The 26163-nt window shown below is 73.0% G+C and carries 21 protein-coding genes; 15 read left to right on the top strand and 6 right to left on the bottom strand.

The window, feature by feature from the left end; genetic code table 11:
• Positions 1 to 18: 18 nt before the first annotated feature.
• The 3 genes from ACGGAQ_RS29665 to ACGGAQ_RS29655 all read left to right on the top strand — a co-directional run bounded on the left by ACGGAQ_RS29665 (position 19) and on the right by ACGGAQ_RS29655 (position 1593).
• The gene (locus tag ACGGAQ_RS29665) at positions 19 to 366 is read left to right on the top strand and encodes an STAS domain-containing protein (protein WP_393054863.1); all 348 of its coding nucleotides are present in this window, start codon (positions 19 to 21) and stop codon (positions 364 to 366) included.
• Between the two features lie 71 nt (positions 367 to 437).
• Positions 438 to 881: a response regulator gene (locus tag ACGGAQ_RS29660; protein ID WP_354861669.1), complete on the top strand. Its 444-nt coding sequence runs from the start codon at positions 438 to 440 to the stop codon at positions 879 to 881.
• A gap of 178 nt (positions 882 to 1059) precedes the next feature.
• Positions 1060 to 1593, top strand: coding sequence for an ATPase (locus ACGGAQ_RS29655; RefSeq protein ID WP_393054861.1), 534 nt, complete (start codon positions 1060 to 1062; stop codon positions 1591 to 1593).
• Positions 1594 to 1601: 8 nt separating this feature from the next.
• Here ACGGAQ_RS29655 and ACGGAQ_RS29650 read toward each other — a convergent pair whose 3' ends face one another.
• From ACGGAQ_RS29650 to ACGGAQ_RS29640, 3 genes are all read right to left on the bottom strand, one after another.
• Positions 1602 to 2453, bottom strand: a complete 852-nt coding sequence (locus ACGGAQ_RS29650; protein WP_393054859.1) for a hypothetical protein — start codon at positions 2451 to 2453, stop codon at positions 1602 to 1604.
• Positions 2454 to 2760: 307 nt separating this feature from the next.
• Positions 2761 to 3186, bottom strand: coding sequence for an OsmC family protein (locus tag ACGGAQ_RS29645; protein ID WP_266241740.1), 426 nt, complete (start codon positions 3184 to 3186; stop codon positions 2761 to 2763).
• A gap of 70 nt (positions 3187 to 3256) precedes the next feature.
• Entirely contained in the window at positions 3257 to 4186 is a 930-nt protein-coding gene (locus ACGGAQ_RS29640) for a serine/threonine-protein kinase (RefSeq protein ID WP_393054857.1), read from the bottom strand.
• A 199-nt stretch (positions 4187 to 4385) separates the two neighbouring features.
• On the opposite strand from ACGGAQ_RS29640, the gene ACGGAQ_RS29635 reads away from it, so the two are divergent.
• From ACGGAQ_RS29635 to ACGGAQ_RS29615, 5 genes are all read left to right on the top strand, one after another.
• A complete protein-coding gene (locus ACGGAQ_RS29635) occupies positions 4386 to 4616 on the top strand; it encodes a hypothetical protein (RefSeq protein ID WP_393054855.1) in 231 nt (76 codons plus the stop codon).
• A 101-nt stretch (positions 4617 to 4717) separates the two neighbouring features.
• Positions 4718 to 5464 carry a response regulator transcription factor gene (locus tag ACGGAQ_RS29630; protein ID WP_355068997.1) on the top strand — a complete coding sequence of 249 codons (747 nt, stop codon included), beginning with the start codon at positions 4718 to 4720 and terminating at the stop codon, positions 5462 to 5464.
• A 43-nt stretch (positions 5465 to 5507) separates the two neighbouring features.
• A complete protein-coding gene (locus tag ACGGAQ_RS29625) occupies positions 5508 to 6974 on the top strand; it encodes a sensor histidine kinase (protein ID WP_393054903.1) in 1467 nt (488 codons plus the stop codon).
• Positions 6975 to 7018: 44 nt separating this feature from the next.
• On the top strand, positions 7019 to 9259 hold the full coding sequence (locus tag ACGGAQ_RS29620; RefSeq protein WP_393054853.1) for a glycosyltransferase family 39 protein: 2241 nt from the start codon (positions 7019 to 7021) through the stop codon (positions 9257 to 9259).
• Positions 9256 to 10485, top strand: coding sequence for a glycosyltransferase (locus ACGGAQ_RS29615; protein ID WP_393054851.1), 1230 nt, complete (start codon positions 9256 to 9258; stop codon positions 10483 to 10485). The genes ACGGAQ_RS29620 and ACGGAQ_RS29615 overlap by 4 nt, the downstream gene beginning before the upstream one ends.
• A 12-nt stretch (positions 10486 to 10497) precedes the next feature.
• On the opposite strand, the gene ACGGAQ_RS29610 is transcribed toward ACGGAQ_RS29615, so the two are convergent.
• Entirely contained in the window at positions 10498 to 11355 is an 858-nt protein-coding gene (locus ACGGAQ_RS29610) for an arginase family protein (protein WP_393054849.1), read from the bottom strand.
• A gap of 180 nt (positions 11356 to 11535) precedes the next feature.
• Between ACGGAQ_RS29610 and ACGGAQ_RS29605 the strand changes: the two genes are divergently transcribed.
• The 4 genes from ACGGAQ_RS29605 (at position 11536) to ACGGAQ_RS29590 (ending at position 16624) form a co-directional block, all read left to right on the top strand.
• Positions 11536 to 11685, top strand: a complete 150-nt coding sequence (locus ACGGAQ_RS29605; protein ID WP_007459587.1) for a hypothetical protein — start codon at positions 11536 to 11538, stop codon at positions 11683 to 11685.
• A gap of 14 nt (positions 11686 to 11699) precedes the next feature.
• The gene (locus ACGGAQ_RS29600) at positions 11700 to 13130 is read left to right on the top strand and encodes a methyltransferase domain-containing protein (protein WP_393054847.1); all 1431 of its coding nucleotides are present in this window, start codon (positions 11700 to 11702) and stop codon (positions 13128 to 13130) included.
• Positions 13123 to 15174 (top strand): sulfatase-like hydrolase/transferase, encoded by a 2052-nt coding sequence (locus ACGGAQ_RS29595; protein ID WP_393054845.1) that lies wholly within the window; start codon positions 13123 to 13125, stop codon positions 15172 to 15174. Before ACGGAQ_RS29600 ends, ACGGAQ_RS29595 begins: the two co-directional genes overlap by 8 nt.
• A gap of 166 nt (positions 15175 to 15340) precedes the next feature.
• The gene (locus ACGGAQ_RS29590; RefSeq protein WP_354862874.1) at positions 15341 to 16624 is read left to right on the top strand and encodes a citrate synthase; all 1284 of its coding nucleotides are present in this window, start codon (positions 15341 to 15343) and stop codon (positions 16622 to 16624) included.
• Positions 16625 to 17424: 800 nt separating this feature from the next.
• Here ACGGAQ_RS29590 and ACGGAQ_RS29585 read toward each other — a convergent pair.
• Both ACGGAQ_RS29585 and ACGGAQ_RS29580 read right to left on the bottom strand, forming a co-directional pair.
• Positions 17425 to 18069, bottom strand: a complete 645-nt coding sequence (locus ACGGAQ_RS29585; protein WP_393054843.1) for a maleylpyruvate isomerase N-terminal domain-containing protein — start codon at positions 18067 to 18069, stop codon at positions 17425 to 17427.
• A gap of 147 nt (positions 18070 to 18216) precedes the next feature.
• Positions 18217 to 19662 (bottom strand): glycosyltransferase family 4 protein, encoded by a 1446-nt coding sequence (locus ACGGAQ_RS29580; protein WP_393054841.1) that lies wholly within the window; start codon positions 19660 to 19662, stop codon positions 18217 to 18219.
• A gap of 334 nt (positions 19663 to 19996) precedes the next feature.
• On the opposite strand from ACGGAQ_RS29580, the gene glgX reads away from it, so the two are divergent.
• Genes glgX through treZ form a run of 3 tightly spaced genes read left to right on the top strand, consistent with a single transcriptional unit; the run spans position 19997 to position 26143 of the window.
• Entirely contained in the window at positions 19997 to 22114 is a 2118-nt protein-coding gene (gene glgX, locus ACGGAQ_RS29575) for a glycogen debranching protein GlgX (RefSeq protein WP_393054839.1), read from the top strand.
• Position 22115: 1 nt separating this feature from the next.
• Positions 22116 to 24422, top strand: coding sequence for a malto-oligosyltrehalose synthase (gene treY / locus ACGGAQ_RS29570; RefSeq protein ID WP_393054837.1), 2307 nt, complete (start codon positions 22116 to 22118; stop codon positions 24420 to 24422).
• Positions 24419 to 26143 (top strand): malto-oligosyltrehalose trehalohydrolase, encoded by a 1725-nt coding sequence (gene treZ, locus ACGGAQ_RS29565; protein ID WP_393054835.1) that lies wholly within the window; start codon positions 24419 to 24421, stop codon positions 26141 to 26143. The genes treY and treZ overlap by 4 nt, the downstream gene beginning before the upstream one ends.
• Positions 26144 to 26163: the final 20 nt, after the last annotated feature.

Raw genomic sequence — 26163 nt, 5'->3', positions numbered from 1 at the left:
GGAGCGAGGGGGAGAACGGTGACGTTCAGCGTCAGCCACGCCGAGCGCGACGGCGGTGCGGCCTGCCTGCGGCTCGCCGGTGAGCTGGACCTGAGCACCGCCGGCGAGCTGGCCGCCGCCATCGACAAGCTCACCGCGGCCGGCGAGCGGCATGTGCTGCTCGACCTCACCGACCTGACCTTCTGCGACTCCACCGGGATGGCCGTGTTCGTCCGGGGCGACAACCAGGTCGCCGCCGACGGGGGCTGGTTGCGGATCACGGGCGCCACCGGGCGCGTCGAGCGTGTGTTGCGGGTCACCGGTCTGGCCGACGTGCTGCGATACCTTCCGGACACGGCGGACCCGACGTCCAAGAGCGCCTCCTGATGGGCTAGATTTCCCCGCCAGCACGGTGACCGTTCCGGTCTCCTTTCTCCGCCGACCCGAGGCAGGTAGTGATGGGCGACAGCCCGCAGCCGGTACGCATCCTGGTGGTCGACGACGATCCGGGTGACGTGCTGATGATCGAGGAGGCGTTGGCCGACTCCGACGTCGAGAAGATCATCGACGTGGTCAGCGACGGCGAGGAGGCGATGGAGTTCCTGCGCGCCGAGGGCCGGCACGTGCAGGCCCGCCGACCTGACGTCATCCTGCTGGACCTGAACATGCCCCGGATGGACGGGCGTCAGGTGCTCGGCGCGGTCAAGCAGGACGAGGATCTACGGACAATTCCGATCGTGGTGCTGACCACCTCGAACGCCGACACCGACATCGTCGGCAGCTACACGTTGCAGGCCAACGCGTACGTCACCAAGCCGATCGACCTGGACGACTTCAACGACGTGGTGCGTCGCATCGACGAGTTCTTCGGCCGCGTGGTCGTGCTGCCCAAGCGCCCCTGATCCGCCCGGCGCGGTCGGTCGGCATTGTCCCCGCCGCCGGTCCGACGTGGCCCGTCGCCGCGCCGCGCCCGCCGGACGCGCGCGCATGCTGAACAATTTTCCCGAACCGCCTCGGTCGCTGTCGCCGCGTCCGAGGATCCAGGTGGGGAAGTAACAGCGGCTGCCTGGGGGCGACAGTATGAGGTTCTCCGTCGTGAAGACCGGCTACGACCAGAGGCAGGTCGATTCCTGCCTGGATGAGCTGGGGATCCGGTTGTCCCGACTCGCGGCGCGGGCGGAGGGCGCCGCCGGGGCGACCCGCGAGTGGGACGAGATCCGCCAGGAGGCGACCTGGCTCAGCGGGCTGCTCCAGCGGCTCGACCTGGGCGACGCCGGGACGACCCGGCTGGCCGGCGACGCGGTGCGGCGGGAGGCGGCCGAGATCCTGGCGCAGGCCCGATCCGAGTTGGACGAGGCCCGCGAGGAGGCCCGTCGCGTCCGCGAGCAGGCGTACGCGGACGCCGTGCAGGCCCGGCGGGACTTCGAGGAGGCGTTGCACGCACGGCGACGCCGCGCGGCGCTTGTCGACGAGATCCTCACCGGCGTGACCGTCGAGCCGGTGCCGGCCGACACGCCCACGGCTGCGGCCGGAACGGGTGTACCGGCGACCCGGGTGGCGGCCGGCGGCCGGGACGCGGGCGCCCAGCCGCCCAGCGGGCGTCCGGCCCGCTGAGCGCAGGTTCAGACGGTGAGCGCCGCCGCCACGGTGCTGGCGCGCTCCTCGTGCTGGGCGTACGCGTCGGGGAAGGCGGAGATCTGCACCGCCTGGGCGGCGGCGGTGACGCTCATGTCCTCCCAGCCGGGGATCTCGGCCAGCGCCGTGTAGAAGGCCCGGGCGGCGTACGACGGGCGCATCAGCTCGGCCACCGTGCCCCAGCCGCTGCTGGGCCGCTGCTGGAACAGCCCGACCGAGTCGTGGTCGGCGCCGGTGCCCTGGTGCGGGTACTGCGTCGACTCCGGCAGCACGTCGCTGGCCAGGTTGTAGAGGTTGCTCTCCTGCATCGCGGTGGCCAGCGCCACCACCAGGGCGCGGCGCGGCATCTTCAGCTCCAGGCCGACGTCCACGATGATCTTGGCGTTGTCCATCTGGGTCTGGTCGAGCCCGGCGACCGGGCGTGGCCGGCGGGGCTTGACCGGCTTCTTGGGCGCCTTGCGGGCGGGGGTGGGGGTGGCGGTCGGCAACGCCGTGGGGGTCGGGGGGAGGACCCGGGCGGGGGCGGGCTCGCGGTCCAGCGACCGGGAGGCGCGCTCGTCGGCGATGGCGGCGCGGTCGGCCAGCGCGTCGGCCATCGGTCGTACGGGCTGCGGAGCGTCCTCGGTGCCACGGGCGGCAGCGAACGCGCCCAGGCCGAGGCAGCAGGTGACGCCGGTGGCCAGGGCGACCCGGATGGGGGTGGAGCCCAGCCGGGCGCGGCGCGGCGGGTCGGGGACCCGGTGACGGCCGATCGTCCGTTCGGTTGATACGGCGTCCCCCGAACGGGTGGTCGGGAGCGCGTCGGTCAGCTTCTGGGCGGCGGGGTCGACGGGATGCACCCGCCGAGGCTAGATAGTCGACCGCCCGCTGCCACCGGCCCGTACGGTGGCATGCGCCACAATTTGCCCGGATCGTGGCTGTCATATCGGGCAGAAACTGTGTCGAACGGTGGAACCTCGCTGATCAGGCAAGCCGGTTATTCCCGATTAGCCAGGCTAACCCGGTCACCGCTTCGGCCTCCCGCACCGACTTCGGTCCTTTCCCGGGCATCCTCTCTTCGGAGGGTGCCCGCTCCACCGGACGGCGGAGGCGCACGGTGGTCGTCCGGCGGATGTGACAGGCGAAATGCCGCGAACCGGCCCGGGGTCAGTGTCGGCCGTTCTCCGCCGGGGTCACGGTCAGTCGGTGCCGCGTGTTGTCGCCGCTGGAGAACGGCCAGAGCCGGTCGGCGTACTCGACCAGATCGGCCAACTGGGCGCGACTCAGGCCGGCGGACGAGATCGAGGCGTGCACGTCGGCCCGGTACCGGCCGTCGTCGTCGCGGCCCAACTTCGCCTCGGCGCGTACCTGGACGGTGTGCGCCTCGTTCGTGATCTCCCCGGCCGCCTCCACCGCCGCGTGGTGCAGGCAGGACGCGAAGGCCGCGGCCAACAACTGCTCCGGTCTCAGGCCGGTGCAGTGCGCCGCCAGCGGCGACGCCAGCGGCGTAGAGAGCCCTCCGTCATCGGTGCGTACGTGGCCGCCCTCGGCCGTCGCGGTGGCCTCGTGCAGCCAGGAACTGGGGCTCGGCATCGCGTTCCTCCCGTCGCTCACCCGCCCGGCTACCCGGCCGCGAGCGGGCGAAACGCCCGGCCACCCGGGTTCAGGGCCCGTCGACCATCGACAGGGCCTCGGTGGCCTCCGCGGCGGCTCGCTCGTTCCACGGCGACGTCGCCGCAGGTCGGCGTGGCGTGGGGATCACCATCGGCACGTACACCCGGGCGTCCACGGCCTCGGCCAGCAGCAGCGCGGCGACCAGGCTGGTCGGACGCTGCGCCGGGTCGTCGGCCAGGCATGAGCGGCACAACTCGGACACCTCCGGCGGCAGCCCGTCGATCTCGGGCAGCGGCTCCGGAGGTTGGGTCCGACGCTCGGTCAGCAGCTCGGTCGCGTTGCTCGCCCGGTAGGGCAGCCGGCTGGTGAGGCAGTAGTAGAGCAGCACGCCGAGGGCGTACATGTCGGCCGCCGGGGTGGCCGGCGTGCCGTCGAGCTGCTCGGGCGCCAGGTACGCCGGGGTGCCGAACACCATGCCGTCCGGTATCGGGTCCGCGACCCCGGCCGGGGTGGCGATGCCGAAGTCCAGGACCTTCACCCCGACCGGGGTGAGCATGACATTGGCCGGCTTCACGTCGCGGTGGACGATGCCGCTCGCGTGGGCGGCGGACAGCGCGGCAGCGACCTCGGCGCAGACCCGCACCGAGATGCGCCAGTCCAGTGGACCAGCCCGCAGGTGCGCGGCGAGCGTCTCGCCCTCGGCCAGCTCCATCACGATGTAGGGCGCCCGACGGCCGGGGAGCGTCGAGGAGGTGCCGAAGTCGTGCACGCTCGCGACGTTCGGGTGCACCAGCCGAGCTGCGGAGCGGGCCTCCGTGCGGATGCGGTCCACCGTGTCGTGCAGATCCTCCGGGCCGGGCGAGATGAGCTTCACCGCGACCGGCCGGTCCAGCACCCGGTCGTGGGCTCGCCACACCTCGGACATCCCGCCCACGCCGATACGCTGTTCGAGCTGATACCGCCCATCCAGCGTGCGCATCGACCACTCCTCGCCCTCGCCCGCCGACGGCGGGTGCCTCCGAACGCGGTACCCGGGGTCCGAGCTGGGCAAACCGTGCGGTGATCGGGCGCGGCCGATCCCGGCGTACACCGGCGCGGGCCGGTGGCGGGTGCGGTAGCTTGCGAGCCAGGGCTGGGCGTACCGAGCGTGCCGGCACGGTCACCGGGGGGACACCGCGATGAGCGAGGTCACCGTACGCTTCGTCGGCGGTCCCGCGGACGGCCTGGTCCGCGAGGTTCCGGCCGGGCCGGACGGGGCCCCGCCGCGGCGTTGGATCATGCGGCACCCGGACGGCACCGGCCCGACGCAACCCGGTCCCGACCACCTCTACGAACGCGACCAGCCGGACGGCCTGGGCGGGTGGAGCATGCGGTTCGTGCGGACCGACGCGTACGGGGTGTCCGAGTGAGCACGGGCGAGGGCTGAGCGATGGTCCGGCGGCCCGGCCGCACAGCTGGCACACAGGTGGGGCAGAGGCGTGACACAGCGGACCCGCCCACGATGGGGGACATGGTCATCCAGGGGCAGACCGTGCCGGGCCGGATCGAGTTGCGCCGCCCCGACGGCGAACCGGTCCGGGTGCTGGTGGTCGACGACGAGGCGACATTGGCCGACCTGCTGTCGATGGCGCTGCGCTACGAGGGCTGGCAGGTGCGCAGCGCCGGCAACGGCATGGCCGCGCTGAGCGCCGCGCGGCAGTTCCAGCCGGACGCCGTCGTGCTCGACGTCATGCTGCCCGACCTGGACGGCTTCCAGGTGCTGCGCCGGCTGCGCGAGCACGCCCCCACCGTGCCGGTGCTGTTCCTGACCGCCCGCGACGCGGTCGAGGAACGCATCGCCGGGCTGACCGTGGGCGGCGACGACTACGTGACCAAGCCGTTCAGCCTGGAGGAGGTCATCGCCCGACTGCGCGCGCTGCTGCGCCGCTCCGGCTTCGCGGTCGCCGCCCAGGAGGAGGCGGTGCTGACCGTCGGCGACCTCAGCCTCGACGAGGACAGCCACGAGGTCCGCCGCGCCGGCCAGCTCATCACGCTGACCGCGACCGAGTTCGAGCTGCTGCGCTACCTGATGCGCAATCCGCGCCGGGTGCTCAGCAAGGCGCAGATCCTCGACCGGGTGTGGAACTACGACTTCGGCGGCCAGGCCAACGTGGTGGAGCTGTACATCTCGTACCTGCGCAAGAAGATCGACGCCGGCCGGCCGCCGATGATCCACACGCTGCGCGGCGCGGGCTATGTCCTCAAACCCGCCGACTGACGTACGGCCGGGCCGCCGGCCGCTGCGGACCGCCCGGCGGTGGCTGGCCGGCCGGTCGCTGCGGGCCCGGCTGGTATTCGCCCTGGTGGCACTGCTCGCCCTGGTCAGCATCGCGATCGGCGGGCTCACCACGGTCGCCCTGCGGCACTTTTTGTTCGGCCAGGTCGACAATCAGTTGACGATGGGGGACCGGCCGCGCGCCGACGTGCCGCCGTGGTTCCGCCAGGGCGGCGACCCCGGGTGGCCCGCCACGCGTCCGGGCGACGTCGGCCCGCCCCCGCCGGAGCCTCCGCGTGGCTTCCCGCCGGGCTCGGTGGCCGTACGCCTCGCCGACGGCGTCACCACGGCGACGAGGAGCACCGAGAGCGGCAGCCTCGCCGACGTCCCCGCCGCGGACGCCGCGCGGCTGGTCGCGCTGCCCACCGACGGTCGGCCGCGCACGGTCACCCTCGGCGAGGGCGACGTCCGGGCGGTGGCGCGGCAGCTACCCAGCGGGGACGTGCTGGCCGTGGCGATCCCGCTGTCCGGCGTGCAGGACACCGTCTGGGCGCTGGTCGCCGCGCAGGCCGGCGTGGCCGCGGTCGGGCTGCTCCTCGCCGGCGCGGCCGGCGCGCTGATCGTGCGGGCCACGCTGCGACCGCTGAACCGGGTGGCCGCCACCGCCACCCGGGTCACCGAGCTGCCGCTGGACCGGGGCGAGGTCGCGCTCGCCGTCCGGGTGCCGGCCGGGGACACCGACCCGCGGACCGAGGTCGGCCAGGTCGGCGCGGCGCTCAACCGGATGCTCGGCCACGTCGCCGACGCGCTGTCCGCGCGGCAGGCCAGCGAGACCCGCGTACGCCAGTTCGTCGCCGACGCCAGCCACGAGCTGCGCACCCCCCTCGCGGCGATCCGGGGGTACGCCGAGGTGGCCCGGCGCGGCCGCGACGAGGTCCCCGCCGACGTGGCGCACGCGCTGCGCCGCGTCGAGTCGGAGAGCACCCGGATGACCAGTCTCGTCGACGACCTGCTGCTGCTGGCCCGGCTCGACACCGGCCGGCCGCTCGCCGTGGACCCGGTCGACCTGTCCGCCCTCGTGGTGGACGCGGTCAGCGACGCGCACGTGGCCGGCCCCGAGCACCGCTGGCAGCTCGACCTGCCCGAGGTGGTCATCCGGGTGCCCGGCGACGCCGCCCGCCTGCACCAGGTGGTCGCGAACCTGCTGGCCAACGCCCGCGTGCACACCCCGCCCGGCACGACCGTCACCACCACCCTGGCCGTCGAGGCGGACGCCGCCGTGCTCACCGTCGCGGACGACGGGCCGGGGGTGCCGAACGAGTTGCAACCGGAGATGTTCGAGCGTTTCGCCCGGGGCGACAGCTCCCGGTCCCGGGCGCACGGCAGCACCGGCCTCGGCCTGGCGATCGTGGCGGCCGTGGTGGAGGCCCACCACGGCACGGTCACCGTCGAGAGCCGGCCGGGGCGGACCGTGTTCGTCGTCCGCCTGCCGAATCCCACAGCTGACACATAGTCGGCGCACGGGGTCCCGCCAGTCCGGCCGCCGAGGCTGGCCGCATGGACAGAACAGACACCCTGCCGACGACGCCCGCCGAACCGGAGGGGCCGCCCCGCACGACCACGCGCCCCGAGGAACACTCGCCGCCGGCGGGCCGCGCGCCGACCTGGACCCGGCCCGCTCTGGTGGTCCTGCTCCTGTGCACCGGCCTGTTGTACGTCTGGGGCCTGGGCGCCTCCGGCTGGGCCAACTCGTTCTACGCGGCCGCCGTGCAGGCCGGCTCGGTGAGCGGGAAGGCGTTCTTCTACGGCTCGTCGGACGCGGCCAACTCGATCACCGTGGACAAGACGCCCGCCTCGCTGTGGTTGATGGCCCTGTCGGTGCGCGTCTTCGGGCTCAACAGCTGGGCGATGCTCGTTCCACAGGCGCTCTGCGGGGTCGCCTCCGTCGGCGTGCTGTACGCGAGCGTCAAGCGCTGGTACGGGCCGGTCGCCGGCCTGATCGCCGGTGCGGTCCTCGCCGTCACCCCGGTGGCGACGCTCATGTTCCGCTTCAACAACCCGGACGCGCTGCTCGTGCTGCTGCTGGTCGCCGGCGCGTACGCCACCGTGCGCGCGCTGGAGACGGCCAGCACCCGGTGGATCATGCTGGCCGGCGTGCTGGTCGGATTCGGCTTCCTGACCAAGATGCTCCAGGCGTTCCTGCTGGTGCCGGTGTTCGCCGGCGTCTACCTGCTGGCCGCGCCGACCGGGCTGTGGCGGCGGGTGCGGCAACTGCTGCTGGCCGGTCTCGCGGTGGTGGTGTCCGCCGGCTGGTGGGTGGCCATCGTCGAACTCGTCCCGGCCAGCGCCCGCCCGTACATCGGAGGTTCGCAGGGCAACAGCATCCTGGAGCTGACCCTCGGCTACAACGGCCTCGGCCGGATCACCGGCGACGAGGTGGGCAGCGTCGGCGGCGGCGGTGCCGGGCGCATGGGCGGTGGCGGTGGCCCGTTCTCCGGGCAGACCGGCCTGCTGCGGATGTTCGACGGCGAGGTCGGCGGTCAGATCTCCTGGCTGCTGCCGGCCGCGCTGATCCTGCTGGTCGCGGGCCTGCTGGTGGCCGGGCGGGCCGCGCGGACCGACCGCACCCGGGCCGGCCTGCTGCTGTGGGGCGGCTGGCTGCTGGTCACCGGTCTGATCTTCAGCTTCATGTCCGGGATCTTCCACGCCTACTACACCGTGGCGCTCGCACCGGCCGTCGGCGCGCTGGTCGGCATCGGCGTCACAGTGCTCTGGCGGCAGCGCCGACCGCGGCCCGCCCCGGTCGCCGGCGCGCCTGACGAACCGGTGGTGGTGTCCCGATGGCAGCGGTGGCGTCCGCTGGCCGCCACGGTGACGCTCGCCGCCACCCTCGTGGTCACCGTCTGGTGGGCGTGGGTGCTGCTCGGGCGCAGCCCCGACTGGTACCCGTGGCTGCGTACCGCCGTGCTGGTCGCCGGCCTGCTCGGCGCGGCCCTGATCCTGCTGGCCGCCCGACTGCCCCGCTGGCTGGTGCCCGTGGTGCTCGGCGTCGGCGCGGCGGCGGCCCTGGCAGGGCCGGCGGCGTACGCGGCGCAGACCGCGGCGACCCCGCACACCGGCGCGATCCCGAGCGCCGGCCCGGCGGTGGCGGGCGGTTTCGGTCGCGGTGGCTTCCCCGGCGGGCGACCGCCCGGCGGCATGGCGTTCCCCGGCGGCGAGCAGTTCCCCGGCGACGGCCGCAACGGCAACCAGAACGGCGGACAGTTCCCGGGTTTCCCGGGCGGCGGACAGTTCCCTGGCCTCCCGGGCGGCGGGCAGGTGCCCGGTGCTCCTGGCGGCGCGCAGGCGCCGGGCTTCCCGGGCGGTTTTCCCGGCGGCGGTCAGCTGCCCGGCGCCCGTGGTGGTCGGGAGGGTGGCGGCGGCATGGGCGGTCTGCTCGACGCCCGCGAGCCCAGCGCCGCGCTGCGCGAGCTGCTGGAGCGCGACAGCGACGACTACACCTGGGTGGCGGCCACCATCGGTTCCAACAACGCCTCCGGCTACCAGTTGGCCACCGGTGACCCGGTGATGCCGATCGGCGGGTTCAACGGCAGCGACCCGTCACCGACGCTCGCGCAGTTCCAACGTTACGTCGCCGAGCACAAGATCCACTACTTCGTGGGTGGCGGCGGCTTCCGGGCCAACGGTGGCAGCTCCGCCGCGCAGGAGATCTCCACCTGGGTCGCGGAGACCTTCACGGCGCAGACCGTGGACGGGGTCACCGTCTACGACCTGAGCACCGGCGCGGACGCGTCGTGACCGCGCTCAGCGGTCCCCGTGCCGCCGTCCAGACCCGGTCCACCACCGCCGACGCGCTGCTGGACGTGGTGATCCCGGTCTACAACGAGGAGACCGACCTCGGGCCGTGCGTACGCCGGTTGCACGCGCATCTCACCGAGCACTTCCCGTACCCGTTCCAGATCACCGTCGCCGACAACGCCAGCGTGGACGGCACCCTGGCCGTGGCCCAGGCGCTCGCCGCCGAGCTGCCCGGCGTCGGCGTACGGCACCTGGACGCCAAGGGGCGGGGGCGGGCGCTGTCCGCCGCGTGGTCCGCGTCGCCGGCGCCGGTGCTGGCGTACATGGACGTGGACCTGTCCACCGATCTGGCGGCGCTGCTGCCACTGGTCGCGCCGCTCATCTCCGGCCACTCCGACCTGGCGATCGGCACCCGGCTGGCGCGCACGTCCCGGGTGGTGCGCGGCGCCAAGCGGGAGGTGATCTCCCGGGCCTACAACCTGCTGCTGCGGGGCGCGCTGGCGGCGCGGTTCTCCGACGCGCAGTGCGGGTTCAAGGCCATCCGCGCGGACGTGGCCGCCGGGCTGCTCCCGCACGTACGCGACACCGGTTGGTTCTTCGACACCGAGCTGCTGGTGCTCGCTCAACGGGCCGGGCTGCGCATCCACGAGGTGCCGGTGGACTGGGTCGACGACCCGGACAGCCGCGTCGACATCGTCGCCACCGCCCTGGCCGACCTGCGGGGGATGGGCCGCCTCGGTCGGGCGCTGGTGACCGGCGCGCTGCCGCTGGCCGAGCTGCGCGCGCAGCTCGGCCGGGCGCCGCTGGCCGCGCCGCCGGCGCAGGTGCCGGTCGGACTGCCCCGGCAGCTGACCCGGTTCGCCGCCGTCGGGGTGGCCAGCACGCTGGCGTACCTGCTGCTCTTCGTGGCCACCCGGGGCGCGCTCGGGGCGCAGCCGGCGAACCTGCTGGCCCTGCTGGTGACGGCGGTGGCGAACACGGCCGCGAACCGGCGGCTGACGTTCGGCATCACCGGCAGCCGGCACGCCGGTCGCCACCACGCGCAGGGGCTGCTGGCGTTCGCGCTCGGCCTGGCGCTGACCAGCGGGGCGCTGGCGGTGCTGCACGCGCTCATCGCCGTGCCCGCCCGGCCGGTGGAGCTGGCCGTCCTGGTGGCGGCGAACCTGGCCGCGACCGTGCTGCGCTTCGTGCTGCTGCGCCTCGGCATGCACCACCGGCGGGGCTGAGACAGCCGTCGGTCAGCCGTTCAGCACGTCCGCGAGGACCTCGACGACGCGTCGCGCGTGGCGCCCGTCGGGGTCCTCGTCGGCGTTCAGGTCGGTCACGCTCATCCCGAGCAGCCGGTCGGCGCGGGCCAGCGGGGTGACCAGCGCCGCCAGGTCGGGCCAGCGCAGCCCGTCCGGCTCGGGGTAGGTCACCGCCGGCAGGTCGCGCGGGTCCACCGCGTCCAGGTCGAGGTGCAGCCAGGCCGGCCCGTCGCCGCCGGCTGCCAGGGCCGCCCCGACCGCCCCCGCGCCCCGGCGCACCAGGTCGGCGGCGGGCACCTGGTGGATCGCCGCGTCGATCCGGGCCGCCTCGATCCGGCCGTCGTCGTCGGACGGCGGGCGGTGCCCGAGCAGGTGGACCCGTCCGGGGTCGAGCAGGGCCTCGTCGACGCCGATCGCGGCGGTCGGGCCGTGCCCGGTGACCACCGAGAGGTCCATGTCGGCGGCCTCGCCGGTCGGCGAGGTCGCGCCGTCGAGGAAGTCGGGATGAGCGTCGACGAACCACAGCTCGGTCGTACGCGGCAGGCCCCGGCAGATGCCGGGCAGGATCGCGCAGTCCCCACCGAGCACGAGCGGCCGACGCCCGTCGGAGATCAGCGCGGCGACCCGGCTGCTGAGCGCCGCGCCGGCCCGGACCAGGCCGGCGGCGCCGATCACCCCGCTCGCCGAATCACGGGCCGCGTCGCGAAGCCACGCCTCGTCCACCTGCCCGTCGTCGTCCGCGGCGAGCGCGTCCAGCAGGCCGGCCGCGCGCAGGGCGGCCGGGGCCCGCTCCTCGCCGCGGCGAGCGCCGGAGGAGTCCAGTGGCGCGTCCACGACTGTCCAGCGCACCTTCGCAGCGTACCGACGAGGGCGGCTTCCTGTGGCCAGGCTGGGAGTCCTCCGATGTCGCCGCGACGGCGCAGACGAGCAGCGTACGGTGATGGACAAGTCCGGCTTTCTGGGTTAAAAGCCTCACCGCTGTATCCCCGGGACGCCGGCGTCGAGACGGGCGAGGGGAAGGAGCGGTCGGTGATCCATCTGGCCTACCTGGACGCGGGATCCGGCAGCCTGATCGTGCAGGCCGTCGTCGGCGGGGTGGCCGGCGCCGCGGTCGCCGCCAAGCTCTACTGGCGACGGCTTGTCGACCGGTTCCGTCGGCAACCCACCGACCAGCGGTAGCGGTCGCCGCGACCATGACGACCTCGCCCACCGGGGTACGCCCCGAGCCCGCCTCCTTCCGCGACCCCGCCAACCGGGTGTTCCACGTCGGCGACGAGGTGCTGCGCGGGCTCGACGCCCAGGCCGCCGAGCACTGGCGGACCCTCGCGGCCAGCCCGTTCTTTCCCACGCTCGTCTCGGCGGGCAAGGTCTGCGCCACCGAGGACGCCCCGCCGACGCTGGTGCCCGCCGCGGCCGGCACCCCGTGGGCGACGGTGCTGCGCCACGAGCGCATCCCGTTCGTCTCCCACCCGTACGAGTGGTCCTTCGGCATGCTGCGCGACGCCGCGCTGCTGCACCTGGAGATCCTGCGTACCGCCCTCGCCAACGGCTTCACCACCAAGGACGGCTCCGCCTACAACCTGCAGTGGCGCGGCGCGAAGCCGGTCTTCATCGACATCGGCTCCTTCGAGCCGCTGCGCGACGGGGAGCCGTGGGCGGGCTACCGGCAGTTCTGCCAGACCGTGCTCTACCCGCTGCTGCTCACCGCCCACCTGGGCGTGGACTTCCAGCCCTGGCTGCGCGCCCAGGTCGACGGCATCGAGGCCGATCAGCTGCGCCCCCTCTTCGGCGGCGCCCGCCGGCTGCGCCCCGGCGTCCTGGCCCACCTGCACCTGCACGGCGCCATGCAGCAACGCAACGCCGACGCCAGCACCAGGGACGTCAAGGCCCAACTACGCGCCGCCGGCTACTCCCGGGACCTGCAGGCGGCCACCGTACGCGGCATCGAGAAGCTCGTCCGCCGGCTGGAGCACCGTCCGTCGCGCAGCCACTGGTCGGACTACCAGCGCACCTGCGGCTATTCGGCGCGCGACCGGGTCGCCAAGGAGCAGTTCGTGGTCACCGCGGTGGCCGCCGCCGCCCGCCCGCGCCTGGTGCTCGACCTGGGCGCCAACGACGGCCGGTACGCCCGCCTGGCCGCCGGGCACGCCGACTACGTGGTCGCGGTCGAGCAGGACCCGGCCGTGGTCGACGAGCTGTACCGGGCGCTGCGCTCCGAGGGCCAGCAACGGATCCTGCCGCTGGTTGTCGACCTGGCCGACCCGTCGCCCGGTGGCGGCTGGCGCGGCGTCGAGCGCGCCAGCTTCGCGCAGCGCGCGTCGGCGGACGTCGTGCTCGCCCTGGCCCTGGTTCACCACCTGGCGATCGGCCGCAACGTGCCGCTGCCGGAGGTCGTCGACTGGCTGGCCGGGCTGAGCGCACCCGGCGGCACGGTGGTGGTGGAGTTCGTCCACCCGGACGACCCGATGGCCACCCGGCTGCTGGCCAACAAGCCCGACGGCCTCTTCCCGGACTACCGGCGCGACACCTTCGAACGGCTCCTCGCGGCCCGGGGCCGGATCACCGACCGACTGGAACTGCCCTCGGGCACCCGCACGCTCTACCGGGCGGTGATGGGTGGCTGAACCGGCAGTCGCCGACCCGCCGGGACCCGTCGCCGGTCCGCCGACGCCCGGCCGCTGGGACCAGGGCTGGCGCGGCGAGCTGGGCCGGCTGCTGGAGATCGTGGCGCTGGTCGGGCTGGTCGTCACCCAGCCGCTGTTGGACGTACTCGGCCGCAGCCCCGACTTCTTCCTCTTCCACCGTGCCGACCCCGGCCAGATCCTGCTGCTGGTCGCCCTGGTGGCCCTCGCGCCAACCGTGCCCGTGGCGCTGCTCGGCGCACTGAGCCGACTGGCCGGCCGCACCGCCCGCGCGCTCACCCACACGACGCTGGTCGGGCTGCTGCTCGCCGCCCTCGCCGTGCAGGTGGGCCGGCACACGACGCCGCTTCGGGGCGTACCCCTGCTGGTGCTTGCCGGTCTGGCCGGTCTGGGCGGCGCGGCCGCGCACCGGCGGTGGCGGTCGCCGGGCCGGGCGCTGCGACTGGCCGCCGCCGGGCCGGTGGCCTTCGTGGCGCTGTTCCTGTTCGTCTCGCCCACCTCGGCGGTCGTGCTGCCGCGCGGCGACGGCGGCGCGGTCGGCACCGCGCAGGGCGTGGCCGTGCACCCGCCGGTGGTCATGCTGATCCTCGACGAGCTGCCGCTGGTCAGCCTCCTCGGCGGCGACGGCCGGATCGACGCCGCGCGGTTCCCGCACTTCGCCGAGCTGGCTGAAGGCTCGACCTGGTACCGCAACGCCACCGGGGTCAGCGGCTGGACGCCGAACGCGCTGCCGGCGATGCTCACCGGCCGCTACCCGGCGCGGGCGGTCGCGCCGCACTACTCGCAGTACCCGGACAACCTCTTCACCGCCTTCGGCGGCCTGTACGACATCCAGGCCCAGGAGAGCATCACCCGGCTCTGCCCACCCAGCCGGTGCGAGCAGCCCGTCGCCCCCGAACAGGGCCTCGGTGTGCTGGTCCGGGAGACCGGCAAGCTGCTCGGTCAGGTCGCCGGGCCGACGAACGCCCGCGTCGACCCGGAGGACTCCTACCGGGAGCAGACCCGCGTCGAGGCCGGCCTGGACGCCGCCGAGCCGGTCCCGGCCGACCCGAAGTTCCGCTGGGACAGCCTCGACGACAACCAGCCCGCCCGGTTCACCAGCTTCCTGGCCGGGCTGAAGCCGCAACCCCGACCCGCCCTGCACTTCCTGCACCTGCTGATGCCGCACTCCCCGTGGGCGTACCTGCCGTCCGGCGCCCGCTACGACGCCCCGGAGGACCTGCCCAACGACGGCACGGGCTGGGTCGAGCTGGCCCGCCAGCGTCACCTCGCCCAACTCGGCTACACCGACCGGCTGATCGGGGAGACCCTGCGGACGCTGCGCGCCAGCGGCCTCTACGACAAGGCCCTCGTCGTCGTCACCGCCGACCACGGGGTGAGCTTCCATCCGGGCGCGCAGGGCCGGGGCATGGACGCCATCAAGGCCGCTCCCGGCGAGGTCGCCTGGGTGCCCATGTTCGTCAAGGAACCCGGGCAGCAGACGGGCCGGGTGGACGACCGCAACTGGGAACATGTCGACCTGCTGCCGACCGTCGCCGACGAAGCCGGCATCCGCTTGCCCTGGCACGTCGACGGCCGCTCCGCCCGGCAGGCTCCCCGCGCCGACGCCACGAAGCACTTCTACGACACCCCCGGGCAGGTGGTCACCTTCGGAGGCGGGGTGCCCACCGCGCCGCCGCTGCCGCCACCGCACCCCCTGGTGGGCACCGAGGTCCGCGCCGGCCCGACCGGAGGCAGCGCCCAGGTCGCCGACCTGGCCGCCTTCCGGGCGACCGACCCGGACACCGGCACCCTTCCGGCGCTGGTCTGGGGTGACGTGCCGGACGCGGTACCGGACGGCACGCTGCTGGCCGTCGCCGTCAACGGCCGGATCGGCGCGGTCGTCCCGGTGGTGCCGGCCGACCCGGGCGGCCGCCGCTTCGCCGCACTGCTCACCGACGACCGGCTGTTCCGCGCCGGGACGAATCAGCTCGACGTCTACCAGGTCGCGGCGGACGGTACGCTACGGCGCCTCACGTTGTCCTGATCTCCTGTCCTCCGCTGGCGGGAGGGCGGGTTTCCCGGCTGCCCAGTCGGGAATCGGGTGACGCATACCTCACCGCCGAACCACGGCGGGCAGTGTCCCCCGAGCCGCAATTACGGTAGAAGCGAAGGCAATTCAACGTAGATCTGCCGGCGAAGCGAGGAACCACATGACGGAAGTCAAGCTCGATCACCCCGGTGGGCAGCTGTCGATGCCGGTACATCCCGCGGTCGAGGGCCCCGCCGGTATCGGGGTGAGCAAGCTGCTGAAGGAAACCGGGATGACGACGTACGACCCCGGTTTCGTCAACACCGCAGCGGCCTCATCCGCGATCACCTACATCGATGGCGACGCGGGGATCCTGCGTTACCGGGGATACCCGATCGAGCAGCTGGCCGAGAAGTCCTCCTTCCTGGAGGTCTCGTACCTGCTCATCTACGGTGAGCTGCCCACCGAGCAGCAGCTGACCGAGTTCACCGAGTGGATCCGGCGGCACTCGCTGCTGCACGAGGAGATGCGCCGCTTCTTCGACGGCTTCCCCCGCGACGCGCACCCGATGGCGGTGCTGTCGTCGGCGGTGAGCGCCCTGTCGACCTTCTACCAGGACAGCCTGGACCCGTTCGACTCCGAGCACGTGGAGATCTCCACGGTCCGGCTCATGGCGAAGGTCCCCACCATCGCCTCGTACGCGTACAAGAAGTCCATCGGGCAGCCGCTGCTCTACCCGGACAACTCCCTGGGGTACGTGGACAACCTGCTGCGCATGACCTTCGGCGTGCCGGCGGAGCCGTACGTGGTCGACCCGGTGATGTCGAAGGTGCTGGACATGCTCTTCGTCCTGCACGCCGACCACGAGCAGAACTGCTCGACGTCGACCGTCCGGCTGGTCGGCTCCAGCAACGCCAACCTGTTCGCCTCCGTCTCGGCGGGCGTGAACGCGCTGTTCGGCCCGCTGCACGGCGGCGCCAACCAGGCGGTGCTGGAGATGCTCCAGCAGATCCACGCCGGCGACGGCGACGTCCGGTCCTTCGTCCGCAAGGTCAAGGACAAGCAGGACGGCGTCAAGCTCATGGGCTTCGGCCACCGGGTCTACAAGAACTACGACCCGCGGGCGGCGATCGTCAAGAAGGCCGCGCAGGACGTGCTGGGCCGGATGGCCAAGCCGGACCCGCTGCTGGACATCGCCATGGAGCTGGAGGAGATCGCGCTCGCCGACGACTTCTTCGTCTCCCGCCGGCTCTACCCGAACGTGGACTTCTACACCGGCCTGATCTACAAGGCCATGGGCTTCCCCACGAAGATGTTCACGGTGCTGTTCGCGCTCGGCCGGCTGCCCGGCTGGATCGCCCAGTGGCGCGAGATGATCAACGACCCGGAGACCAAGATCGGCCGTCCGCGGCAGGTCTACGTCGGTGCCGCCGAGCGGGACTACCTCCCCTTCGCCGAGCGCTGACCTCCGCTCTTCGCACCACCCGCACCACCGCATCACCCGCAGGCCGCCGACCCGATCCGGGCCGGCGGCCTGCGCCGTACCCACCCGCCCTTTCGCGTGGCGGCCCGGGCGCTTCGGCCGGATCTTCCGCTGGGCCTCGCAGGGCGGTCTGCGGCCCTTCCGCTGGCCTTTCCGGTGGGCTTTCCGGCTTGCGGGTCGGCCGGTCTGCCCCGGCCGGTGGCCCCGCGGGCCGTACCCCGAGTCCCTGGTTCGGCCCCTGTCGAGCTGCCCCACATATGGGGCGTGGCGGGGCGGGGGCGAGGCGGGCCGGCGGCGGGGCGAGGCGGAGGCGTGGCGATGCGGGGCGGGGCGGGGCGGAGGCGGGGCGGGCGTGGCGTGGCGGGGGCGTGGCGTGGCGGGGGCGTGGCGTGGCGCCGGGTTTCAAGCGATCGATTTCCGGCCTGCCACGCCGACGGATGGCTTCGCGGGTTGGGCTGGCTGGACTCACCCCTGATCGACTCCAGTTCGCCGATATCGCGGCATCCACAGCGTTGGGACACCACAAGGTCGGCGAACTGGAGTCGATCAAGGGGCGGTCCCGGCCCCGGGGCTTCTCGGTGACGCTGATCCGCGCTTCGGCGGCGCTGGTCCGCGCTTCGGCGGCGCTGGTCCGCGCTTCGGCGGCGCTGGTCCGCGCTTCTCGCTTCCGGCGGCCCGCCCCATATCTGGGGCAGCTCGACAGGGGACGAACAAGGGACCCAGGGGGCAGGGGGACACCGGGCCCGAGGCGGCGCGGGGTGTCGGGCGCGGCGGACGTCGGGTCAGAAGGCGGAGATGTCCTGGGCTCGCTCGCTGCGACTCAGCGCGCCGATCAGCGCGGACTGGCCGTGCCGGCGGACGGCCAGGCGGACCAGCAGGTCGCGTACGGGGTCGAAGATCTCCGCCGGGAATTCCGGCGTGGGCATGCCGACGCTGACCGCGAGGTCGTCGGAGTGCACGACGATCTCCAGCTGGCGCGTGAGCAGGAAGTCGGCGCGGCGCAGGGACCAGCCCTGCCACGGGATCGGCACGACGTCGACGGCGGCTCCCCGCGACAGCAGGTCAGTGACCTTCGCCAGCGCCGCGCCGGAGCGGGCGTGCAGGTCTGCCGGGCCGCGGAGCGCGTCGGCCTCGTCCGAGCCCGCGGCGACCGTGTCGGCGTCCGGGGTGCCTTCGGTGACCCAGGCGGCCCGCTCGTAATGGCTGTCGGCCGAATCCAGCGTGGGCAGGTCGGCGGGTGTCGGCAGCAGCTCCGCAGCCCGTAGGGCCTGCCGGCCGAGGTGGCACGCCAGGGCGCCTACGGACATGTGCGGCAGGGCGCTCGGCTTCGACCACTGCCCGGAAACCTCGGGGCGCCGGATCAGGTCCAGCGCGATGGAGGCGGCGACCGGAAAGGCGGAATCGAGGGCGTCAACAGGACGAGACATCCGCACATTCTGGCAGGCCCGGCCGACCGGCGCTGAGCAGCGAGACGCGGCCAGCGCGGCTTGATCGACTCGCTTTACGGGAAGTCGGGGCGTCCCCGGCACAGGGACACCCCGACTTCAAGGAAACCGAGTCGATCAAGAGGCAGCTCAGCGCAGGCCGGCGGCGGCGAGCAGGTTGCCCTGGGGCAGCGCCGGGAGGGTCCGGCCCTGGGACATGCGCTGCTCGGCGCGTTCGGCCGTGAACGCGGCGTCGTTGGCGATGGCGGCGGCGTAGCTGGCGGCGGTGCGCTGGGCGATCGCGGTCCAGCCGTACTGGTCGTGGACCATCCGGCGGGCGCGGCGGGCCATGGCGCGGGCCCGCTCGCGGTCGGACAGCAGCTCGTCGACGGCGTCGGCGAGCCCGTCCGGGTCGTGCGGGCGGAACGTCATCCCGGTCGCTCCCGGCTCCACGATCTCGGCGAGACCGCCGGTGGCGGCGACGGCCAGGGGCGCTCCGGCGGCGGCGCCCTCCAGGGCCACCATGCCGAACGGCTCGTAGATGCTCGGCACCGCGAAGCAGTCCGACGCCGCCATCAGCGCCGGCAGGTCGTTGCCGCCCAGGAAGCCCGGCATGGTGATCATGTCGCCCAGGCCGCGGCGGTGCACCTCGGCCTCCAACTCGGCGCGGTACGGGCCGTCGCCGGCGATCACCGCGCGCAGCCCGGGGTGCCGCTCGCGCAGCCGGGGGAGGGCGGCGATCAGGTGCTGCACGCCCTTCTCGTAGACGAGCCGGCCGGCGAAGGTGACCAGTGGGCCGTCCCCCGCGAACCGGGCCCGCGCCCCGGCCACGTCCCGCGCCGGCACCTTCCAGCGGTGCGACTCGACGCCGTTGGCGACCACGTCGACGCGCTCGGCCGGTACGCCGAACAGCGCGCCCACCTCGTCGCGCATGTAGCCGGAGCAGACGATCACCCGGCCGGACTCGCTGCTGAGCCACTGCTCGACGCCGTGGATGGTGCGGTTCATCTCCTCGGGCAGCCAGCCCTGGTGCCGGCCTGCCTCGGTCGCGTGGATGGTGCTCACGAGGGGGATGTCCAGGTGGTCGCGCAACGTCATCGCGGTGTGGGCGACGAGCCAGTCGTGGGCGTGGATGACGTCGTAGGCGCCGGCCTGGGTGGCGCGCAGGGCGGTGCGGGTGAGGGTGTGGTTGAAGGCCATCGTCCAGGCCAGGAGGGAGCTGGTGGCGAGGGGGAAGGTGACGGGGTCTTCGGGGGCGCGCAGGATGCGCACGCCGTCGGCGTATTCCTCCAGGGGTGCGCCCTCGGCGTGGCGGGTGACGACGGTGACCTCGTGGCCGGCGGCGGCGAGGGCGACGGAGAGGGCGTGCACGTGTCGGCCGAGGCCGCCGACGAGCACCGGCGGGTACTCCCACGACAGCATGAGGATGCGACGGGTCTGCGGCGGCACCCCGGGGCCGGAGTGCGCGGGCACGATCGCGCCGGGCTGCGCGGACGGGCCGGGCTGCGCGGGAAGCTGCGGCCGGGAGGTCAGGGTGGGCCGGTGGGTCCGGTCCTTGGTGGCAGCGAGCTGCTCATCGACCCGCAGGGTCGTCACATCAATCTCCGTCCGTGCATGGTGGTGCGCGCCGGCATCAGTGGCGGCGGAGTGAGAGGTGGAAAGGGTGGCCGAGGGCCGAGTGAGGCGCGCGCGGACGCGTGTCCCCCGACAAGCAAAAGGCATCGGGCCCCGGAACGCACCTTGAAAGCGTCCATGGTGACGGACAACACCTGAGGGTGTAGCGCGCATCAGACAGGTGGATTCCGGTCATCGCCTGAAAGGATGGATTGGCGCACCGGGGCGCAGGGCAATACCGGCGTGCGCGCGGGCGGCTCTGTCGTCGGCGCGTTCGTGGCGCGGTGCGCACATGACCATGGTCTGAAGGAGCGACATGCAGGTCTGGCCGGGCGAGCGGTATCCCCTGGGCGCCACCTACGACGGGATGGGCACCAACTTCGCCATCTTCTCCGAGGTGGCCGAGCGGATCGAGCTGTGCCTGTTCGACGAGTGGGACACCGGCGCCGAGCGCCGCGTCGAGCTGCGCGAGGTGGACGCCTACGTCTGGCACGCGTACCTGCCGGGCATCGAGCCGGGGCAGCGCTACGGCTACCGGGTGTACGGGCCGTACGACCCGGCGAACGGGCTGCGCTGCAACCCGCACAAGCTGCTGCTCGACCCGTACGCCAAGGCCATCGACGGTGACGTGACGTGGGACCCGGCGGTGTACGACTACGACATGGCCGACCCGGAGCGGATGAACGAGAGCGACTCGGCGCCGTTCATGCCGAAGTCGGTGGTGGTCAACCCGTACTTCGACTGGGGCAACGACAAGCCGCCGCGTACGCCGTACCACCACTCGGTGATCTACGAGGCGCACGTGCGCGGGCTGACCATGCGTCACCCGGACATCCCGGAGGAGCTGCGCGGCACGTACGCGGGCATCGCCTCCCCGCCGATGATCGAGCACCTGACCCGGCTCGGGGTGACGGCGATCGAGCTGATGCCGGTGCACGAGTTCGTGCACGACCACCGCCTCGTCGACCTGGGCCTGCGCAACTACTGGGGTTACAACACGATCGGCTTCTTCGCACCGCACCACGGCTACTCGGCGCTGGGCCACCTCGGGCAGCAGGTGCAGGAGTTCCGGGGCATGGTCAAGGCGCTGCACGCGGCGGGCATCGAGGTCATCCTCGACGTGGTCTACAACCACACCGCCGAGGGCAACCACCTCGGGCCGACGCTGAGCTTCAAGGGCGTGGACGCGCCCAGCTACTACCGGCTCAGCGAGGAGGACCGGCGCTACTTCGTCGACTACACGGGCACCGGCAACAGCCTCAACGTCCGCAGCCCGCACTCGCTGCAACTGATCATGGATTCGTTGCGGTACTGGGTGACCGAGATGCACGTCGACGGGTTCCGGTTCGACCTGGCGGCCACCCTGGCCCGCGAGTTCTACGAGGTGGACCGGCTCTCCACCTTCTTCGAGGTGGTGCAGCAGGACCCGGTGGTCAGCCAGGTCAAGCTGATCGCCGAGCCGTGGGACGTCGGCCCCGGCGGCTACCAGGTGGGCAACTTCCCGCCGCTGTGGACCGAGTGGAACGGCAAGTACCGCGACACCGTGCGGGACTTCTGGCGCGGCGAGCCCGCCACCCTCGCCGAGTTCGCCTCGCGGATCTCCGGCTCGGCCGACCTCTACCAGGACGACGGCCGCCGCCCGTTCCACAGCATCAACTTCGTCACCGTCCACGACGGGTTCACGCTCAACGACCTGGTGTCGTACAACGACAAGCACAACGAGGCCAACGGCGAGGAGAACCGGGACGGCGAGAGCCACAACCGGTCCTGGAACTGCGGCGTGGAGGGCGACACCGACGACGACGCGGTGCTCGCCCTGCGGGCCAAGCAACGGCGCAACTTCCTGGCCACCCTGATGCTCTCGCAGGGCGTGCCGATGATCGGCCACGGCGACGAGCTGGGCCGCACCCAGCACGGCAACAACAACGCCTACTGCCAGGACAGCGAGCTGGCCTGGATCGACTGGGACAACGTCGACGAGCAGCTGCTGGACTTCGTCCGTACGCTCACCGAGTTCCGCAAGCGGCACCAGGTGTTCCGCCGCCGCCGGTTCTTCACCGGCCTGCCGGTGGGTGGGCGCGGCAGCGACGAGCCGCTGCCCGACCTGGCCTGGCACACCCCCGACGGGCGGGAGATGACCGGCGAGGACTGGGGCAACGACTTCGGCCGCTCGGTGGCGCTGTTCGTCAACGGTGAGGGCATTCGCGAGCGCGGCCAGTACGGCCAGAGACACCACGACGCCTCGTTCCTGCTCTGCTTCAACGCCCACGACGCGCCGCTGGACTTCACGATGCCCGGCAGCGAGTACGGCCAGAAGTGGGAACGGGTGATCAGCACGGCCGAACCCGAGCCCGACGACGCCACGGTGATCAGCGCGGGCGGCACCATCCGGGTGCCGGACCGCTCCCTCGTCGTGTTGGAGAGGATGATCTGACATGCCGGCCACCCCTCCCGAGGCCACCTACCGAATCCAGGTCCGTCCCGGCTACGACCTGGACGCCACCGCCGGCATCCTCGACTACCTCGCCGACCTGGGCGTCAGCCACCTCTACAGCGCCCCGCTGCTGGCCGCGACGCCCGGTTCCGCGCACGGCTACGACGTGGTCGACCACCGCACGGTCAACCCGGAGCTGGGCGGTGAGGCCGCCCGGCAGCGGCTGCTGCGGGCACTGCGCGAGAAGCGGCTCGGCCTGGTCGTCGACATCGTGCCCAACCACGCCGGGGTCGCCGTGCCGCCGGCCAACCCGGCCTGGTGGGACGTGCTGCGCCGGGGGCGCGACTCGTCGTACGCCGACTGGTTCGACATCGACTGGAACCGGGGCCGGCTGCTGCTGCCGGTGCTGGCCGACGACCCGGCCGCCCTGGACGACCTGAAGCTCGTCGACGGCGAGCTGCGCTACCACGAGCACCGCTTCCCGGTCGCCGACGGCACCGGCGACGGCAGCGCGACCGAGGTGCACGACCGGCAGCACTACGAGCTGATCTCCTGGCGGCGCGGGGACGCCGAGCTGACGTACCGCCGGTTCTTCGCCATCGCGGGCCTGGCGGGTCTGCGCGTGGAGGACCCGGCGGTGTTCGCTGCCACCCACGAGCTGATCCTGCGCTGGGCCGCCGCGGGGGAGGTCGACGGCATCCGCGTCGACCACCCGGACGGCCTGCGCGACCCCGGCGGCTATCTCGCGCGGCTGCGCGAAGCCGCGCCGGACGCCTGGCTCGTGGTGGAGAAGATCCTGGAGTACGGCGAGGAGCTGCCGGACTGGCCGGTGGACGGCACCACAGGCTACGACGCCCTCGCCGCGGTCAACGGCCTGTTCGTCGACCCGGACACCGAGGGAGACTTCACGGCGCTGGACACCCGCCTCGCCGGGCGCCACACCTCGTGGCAGGACCTGACCCACACCACGAAGCTGGCCGCCGCCACCACGCTGCTCGCCGCCGAGCTGACCCGCCTCGCCGCGCTCGCGCCCGAGGTGCCGACCGAGCAGGCCCGCGCGGCGCTCGCCGAGCTGGCCGCTGCCTTCCCGGTCTATCGCGGCTACCCGCCGCACGGCGCCCGCTACCTGGCCGTCGCCCGCTCCGAGGCCGGCCGCCGCCGCCCCGACCTGACCGGCGCCCTGGACGCGGTCACCCGCCGGCTGCGCGACCCCGACGACGAGCTGGCCATGCGTTTCCCGCAGCTCACCGGCGCGGTGATGGCCAAGGGCGTGGAGGACACCGCGTTCTACCGCTGGACCCGGTTCGTGGCGCTCAACGAGGTCGGCGGCAGCCCCGCCCACTTCGGCGTGCCACCGGCGGAGTTCCACCGCTTCGCCGCCGCCCGGCAGGTCCGCTGGCCCGCCAGCATGACCACCCTCTCCACCCACGACACCAAGCGCGGCGAGGACGTCCGCGCCCGCCTCGCCGTGCTCAGCGAGCTGCCGGACCGCTGGGCCGAGCAGGTCCAAACCTGGATGGCGTACGCCCCGCTGCCCGACCCGTCGTTCGCCCACCTGCTCTGGCAGACCGCCGTCGGCGCGTGGCCGATCGAGCGGGAGCGGCTGCACGCGTACGCCGAGAAGGCCGCCCGGGAGGCCGCGGCCTCGACCAGTTGGGCGGACCCGGACCCGGTCTTCGAGCAGGCCATGCACGCGGTCATCGACCGGATGTACGACGACCCGAGCCTGCACGACGAGCTGACCGAACTCGCCGCCGCCATCACCCCGGCCGGCTGGTGCAACTCGCTCGGGCAGAAGATGATCCAGCTCACCATGCCCGGCGTGCCGGACACCTACCAGGGCACCGAGCTGTGGGACAACTCCCTGGTCGACCCGGACAATCGCCGGCCGGTCGACTTCGACGTACGCCGGGAGATGCTGGCACGGCTCGACGGCGGCTGGCGTCCCCCGGTCGACACCGACGGCGCGGCGAAGCTGCTCGTCGTGTCGCGGACGCTGCGGCTGCGGCGGGCGCACCCGGAGCTGTTCACCGGCTACCGGCCGGTGCCCGCGCACGGGCCGGCGGGCCGGCACGTGGTGGCGTTCGACAGGGGCGGCGCGATCACCGTGGCGACCCGCCTGCCGCTGGGGCTGGCGCGCGCCGGCGGCTGGCGCGACACAGCCCTGTCGCTTGGTGTTAACGAGGTGAAGGACCTGTTCACCGGCCGGGTCTACAGTGGCGGGGAGACATCGCTGGACACTCTTCTGGCGGACTACCCCGTCGCTCTGCTGGCTCCTCTCACCGCTGCCGAGGAGGCCGTTTCATGACCGAATTCTCCGTCTGGGCGCCGGACGCCAGCCGGGTGCGGCTGCGCCTGGCCGGCGACACCGACCACGAGATGCGCGCCGCCGCCGACGGCTGGTGGCAGGTCGAGGTGCCCGACGCCGGCCTCGACTACTCCTTTCTGCTGAACGACGACGAAACCGCACTGCCCGACCCCCGCTCGCCGTGGCAGCCTGCGGGGGTGCACGGGCCGAGCCGCCGCTACGACCACTCCGCCTTCGAGTGGTCTGACAGCGCGTGGACGGGCCGCCAACTGCCCGGCAGCATCCTCTACGAGCTGCACATCGGCACCTTCACCCCGGAGGGCACCTTCGACGCGGCCATCGACCGCCTCGACCACCTGGTGAACCTCGGTGTCGACCTGATCGAACTGCTCCCGGTCAACGCCTTCAACGGCGAACACAACTGGGGGTACGACGGCGTCTGCTGGTTTGCCCCACACCAGCCCTACGGCGGCCCTGACGGCCTGAAACGGTTCGTCGACGCCGCCCACGCTCGTGGGTTGGGGGTGATCCTCGACGTCGTCTACAACCATTTCGGGCCCTCCGGGGCCTACGCGCCGCAGTTCGGGCCCTACCTCGCCGAGCAGAGCAACACGTGGGGCCGCTCGGTCAACCTGGACGGCCCGCACTCCGACGAGGTACGCCGCTACATCATCGACAGCGTGCACATGTGGCTGCGCGACTACCACGTCGACGGCCTGCGCCTGGACGCCGTGCACGCCCTGCCCGACACCCGCGCGATCCCGCTGCTCGAAGAGCTGGCCATCGAGGTCGAGTCGTTGTCGACGCACCTGGGCCGGCCGTTGTCCCTGATCGCCGAATCCGACCTGAACGACCCGCGGCTGATCACCCCTCGGGAGGCGGGCGGGTACGGGCTGCACGCCCAGTGGAACGACGACGCCCACCACGCGCTGCACACGTTGCTGACGGGGGAGCGGCAGGGGTACTACGGGGACTTCGGCTCCCTGGAGACGCTCTCGGATGTGCTGACGGGCGGGTTCTTCCACGCGGGGACATGGTCCAGCTTCCGCAACCGTCACCACGGGCGACCTCTCGATTCGCGTATCCCCGGTCATCGGCTGGTCGCCTACCTCCAGAACCACGACCAGATTGGGAACCGGGCTACCGGGGACCGGATGTCGGCCTCGTTGTCGCCTGCGCTGCTGCGGGTCGGGGCCACGTTGCTGATGACCGCGCCGTTCACGCCGATGCTGTTCATGGGGGAGGAGTGGGCTGCCTCTACGCCGTGGCAGTTCTTCACGTCGCATCCTGAGCCGGAGTTGGCTTTTGCGGTGCGGACCGGGCGGCGGCGGGAGTTCGCGGCGCACGGGTGGCCCGAGGGGGACGTGCCCGATCCGCAGGACCCGCAGACGTTCGTACGGTCGCGGTTGGACTGGGCGGAGCTGGACAAGCCGGAGCATGCTTCGATGCTGTCGTTTTATCAGCGGTTGATTGGGCTGCGGCGGTCGGTGGCTGACCTGTCGGATCCTCGGATGCACGAGGTTTCTGTGCAGCACGGGGACCAGTACCTGCTGATGCGGCGGGGGGAGACGTTGGTTGTCGCCAACTTCGCTGGGCGGGGGCAGGGGGTGTCGCTGCCTGGGGTGGCGCGGCGGGTGCTCCTGGCCACGGGCGAGGGGGTTACCGTGATGCGGGATCGGATCGAGCTGCCGGCAGAGACTGCGGCGATCGTGGCGCTGTGAAGTTGATGTCAATTCGCTCG

The organism is Micromonospora sp. NPDC047557, from assembly GCF_043205095.1.
GTDB lineage: Bacteria > Actinomycetota > Actinomycetes > Mycobacteriales > Micromonosporaceae > Micromonospora.
The sequence above is the reverse complement of the archived record's forward strand: the minus strand, read 5'-3'. Positions and strand labels throughout refer to the sequence as shown.

Excerpts from the sequence above, each read along its gene's own strand:
- ACGGAQ_RS29660 (WP_354861669.1), top strand. The coding sequence starts at position 438 with ATGGGCGACAGCCCGCAGCCGGTACGCATCCTGGTGGTCGACGACGAT.
- ACGGAQ_RS29590 (WP_354862874.1), top strand. The coding sequence starts at position 15,341 with ATGACGGAAGTCAAGCTCGATCACCCCGGTGGGCAGCTGTCGATGCCG.
- ACGGAQ_RS29620 (WP_393054853.1), top strand. The coding sequence starts at position 7,019 with ATGGACAGAACAGACACCCTGCCGACGACGCCCGCCGAACCGGAGGGG.
- ACGGAQ_RS29640 (WP_393054857.1), bottom strand. The coding sequence starts at position 4,186 with ATGCGCACGCTGGATGGGCGGTATCAGCTCGAACAGCGTATCGGCGTG.
- ACGGAQ_RS29585 (WP_393054843.1), bottom strand. The coding sequence starts at position 18,069 with ATGTCTCGTCCTGTTGACGCCCTCGATTCCGCCTTTCCGGTCGCCGCC.
- ACGGAQ_RS29645 (WP_266241740.1), bottom strand. The coding sequence starts at position 3,186 with ATGCCGAGCCCCAGTTCCTGGCTGCACGAGGCCACCGCGACGGCCGAG.
- ACGGAQ_RS29655 (WP_393054861.1), top strand. The coding sequence starts at position 1,060 with ATGAGGTTCTCCGTCGTGAAGACCGGCTACGACCAGAGGCAGGTCGAT.
- treZ (WP_393054835.1), top strand. The coding sequence starts at position 24,419 with ATGACCGAATTCTCCGTCTGGGCGCCGGACGCCAGCCGGGTGCGGCTG.
- ACGGAQ_RS29630 (WP_355068997.1), top strand. The coding sequence starts at position 4,718 with ATGGTCATCCAGGGGCAGACCGTGCCGGGCCGGATCGAGTTGCGCCGC.
- ACGGAQ_RS29600 (WP_393054847.1), top strand. The coding sequence starts at position 11,700 with ATGACGACCTCGCCCACCGGGGTACGCCCCGAGCCCGCCTCCTTCCGC.
- ACGGAQ_RS29635 (WP_393054855.1), top strand. The coding sequence starts at position 4,386 with ATGAGCGAGGTCACCGTACGCTTCGTCGGCGGTCCCGCGGACGGCCTG.
- glgX (WP_393054839.1), top strand. The coding sequence starts at position 19,997 with ATGCAGGTCTGGCCGGGCGAGCGGTATCCCCTGGGCGCCACCTACGAC.
- treY (WP_393054837.1), top strand. The coding sequence starts at position 22,116 with ATGCCGGCCACCCCTCCCGAGGCCACCTACCGAATCCAGGTCCGTCCC.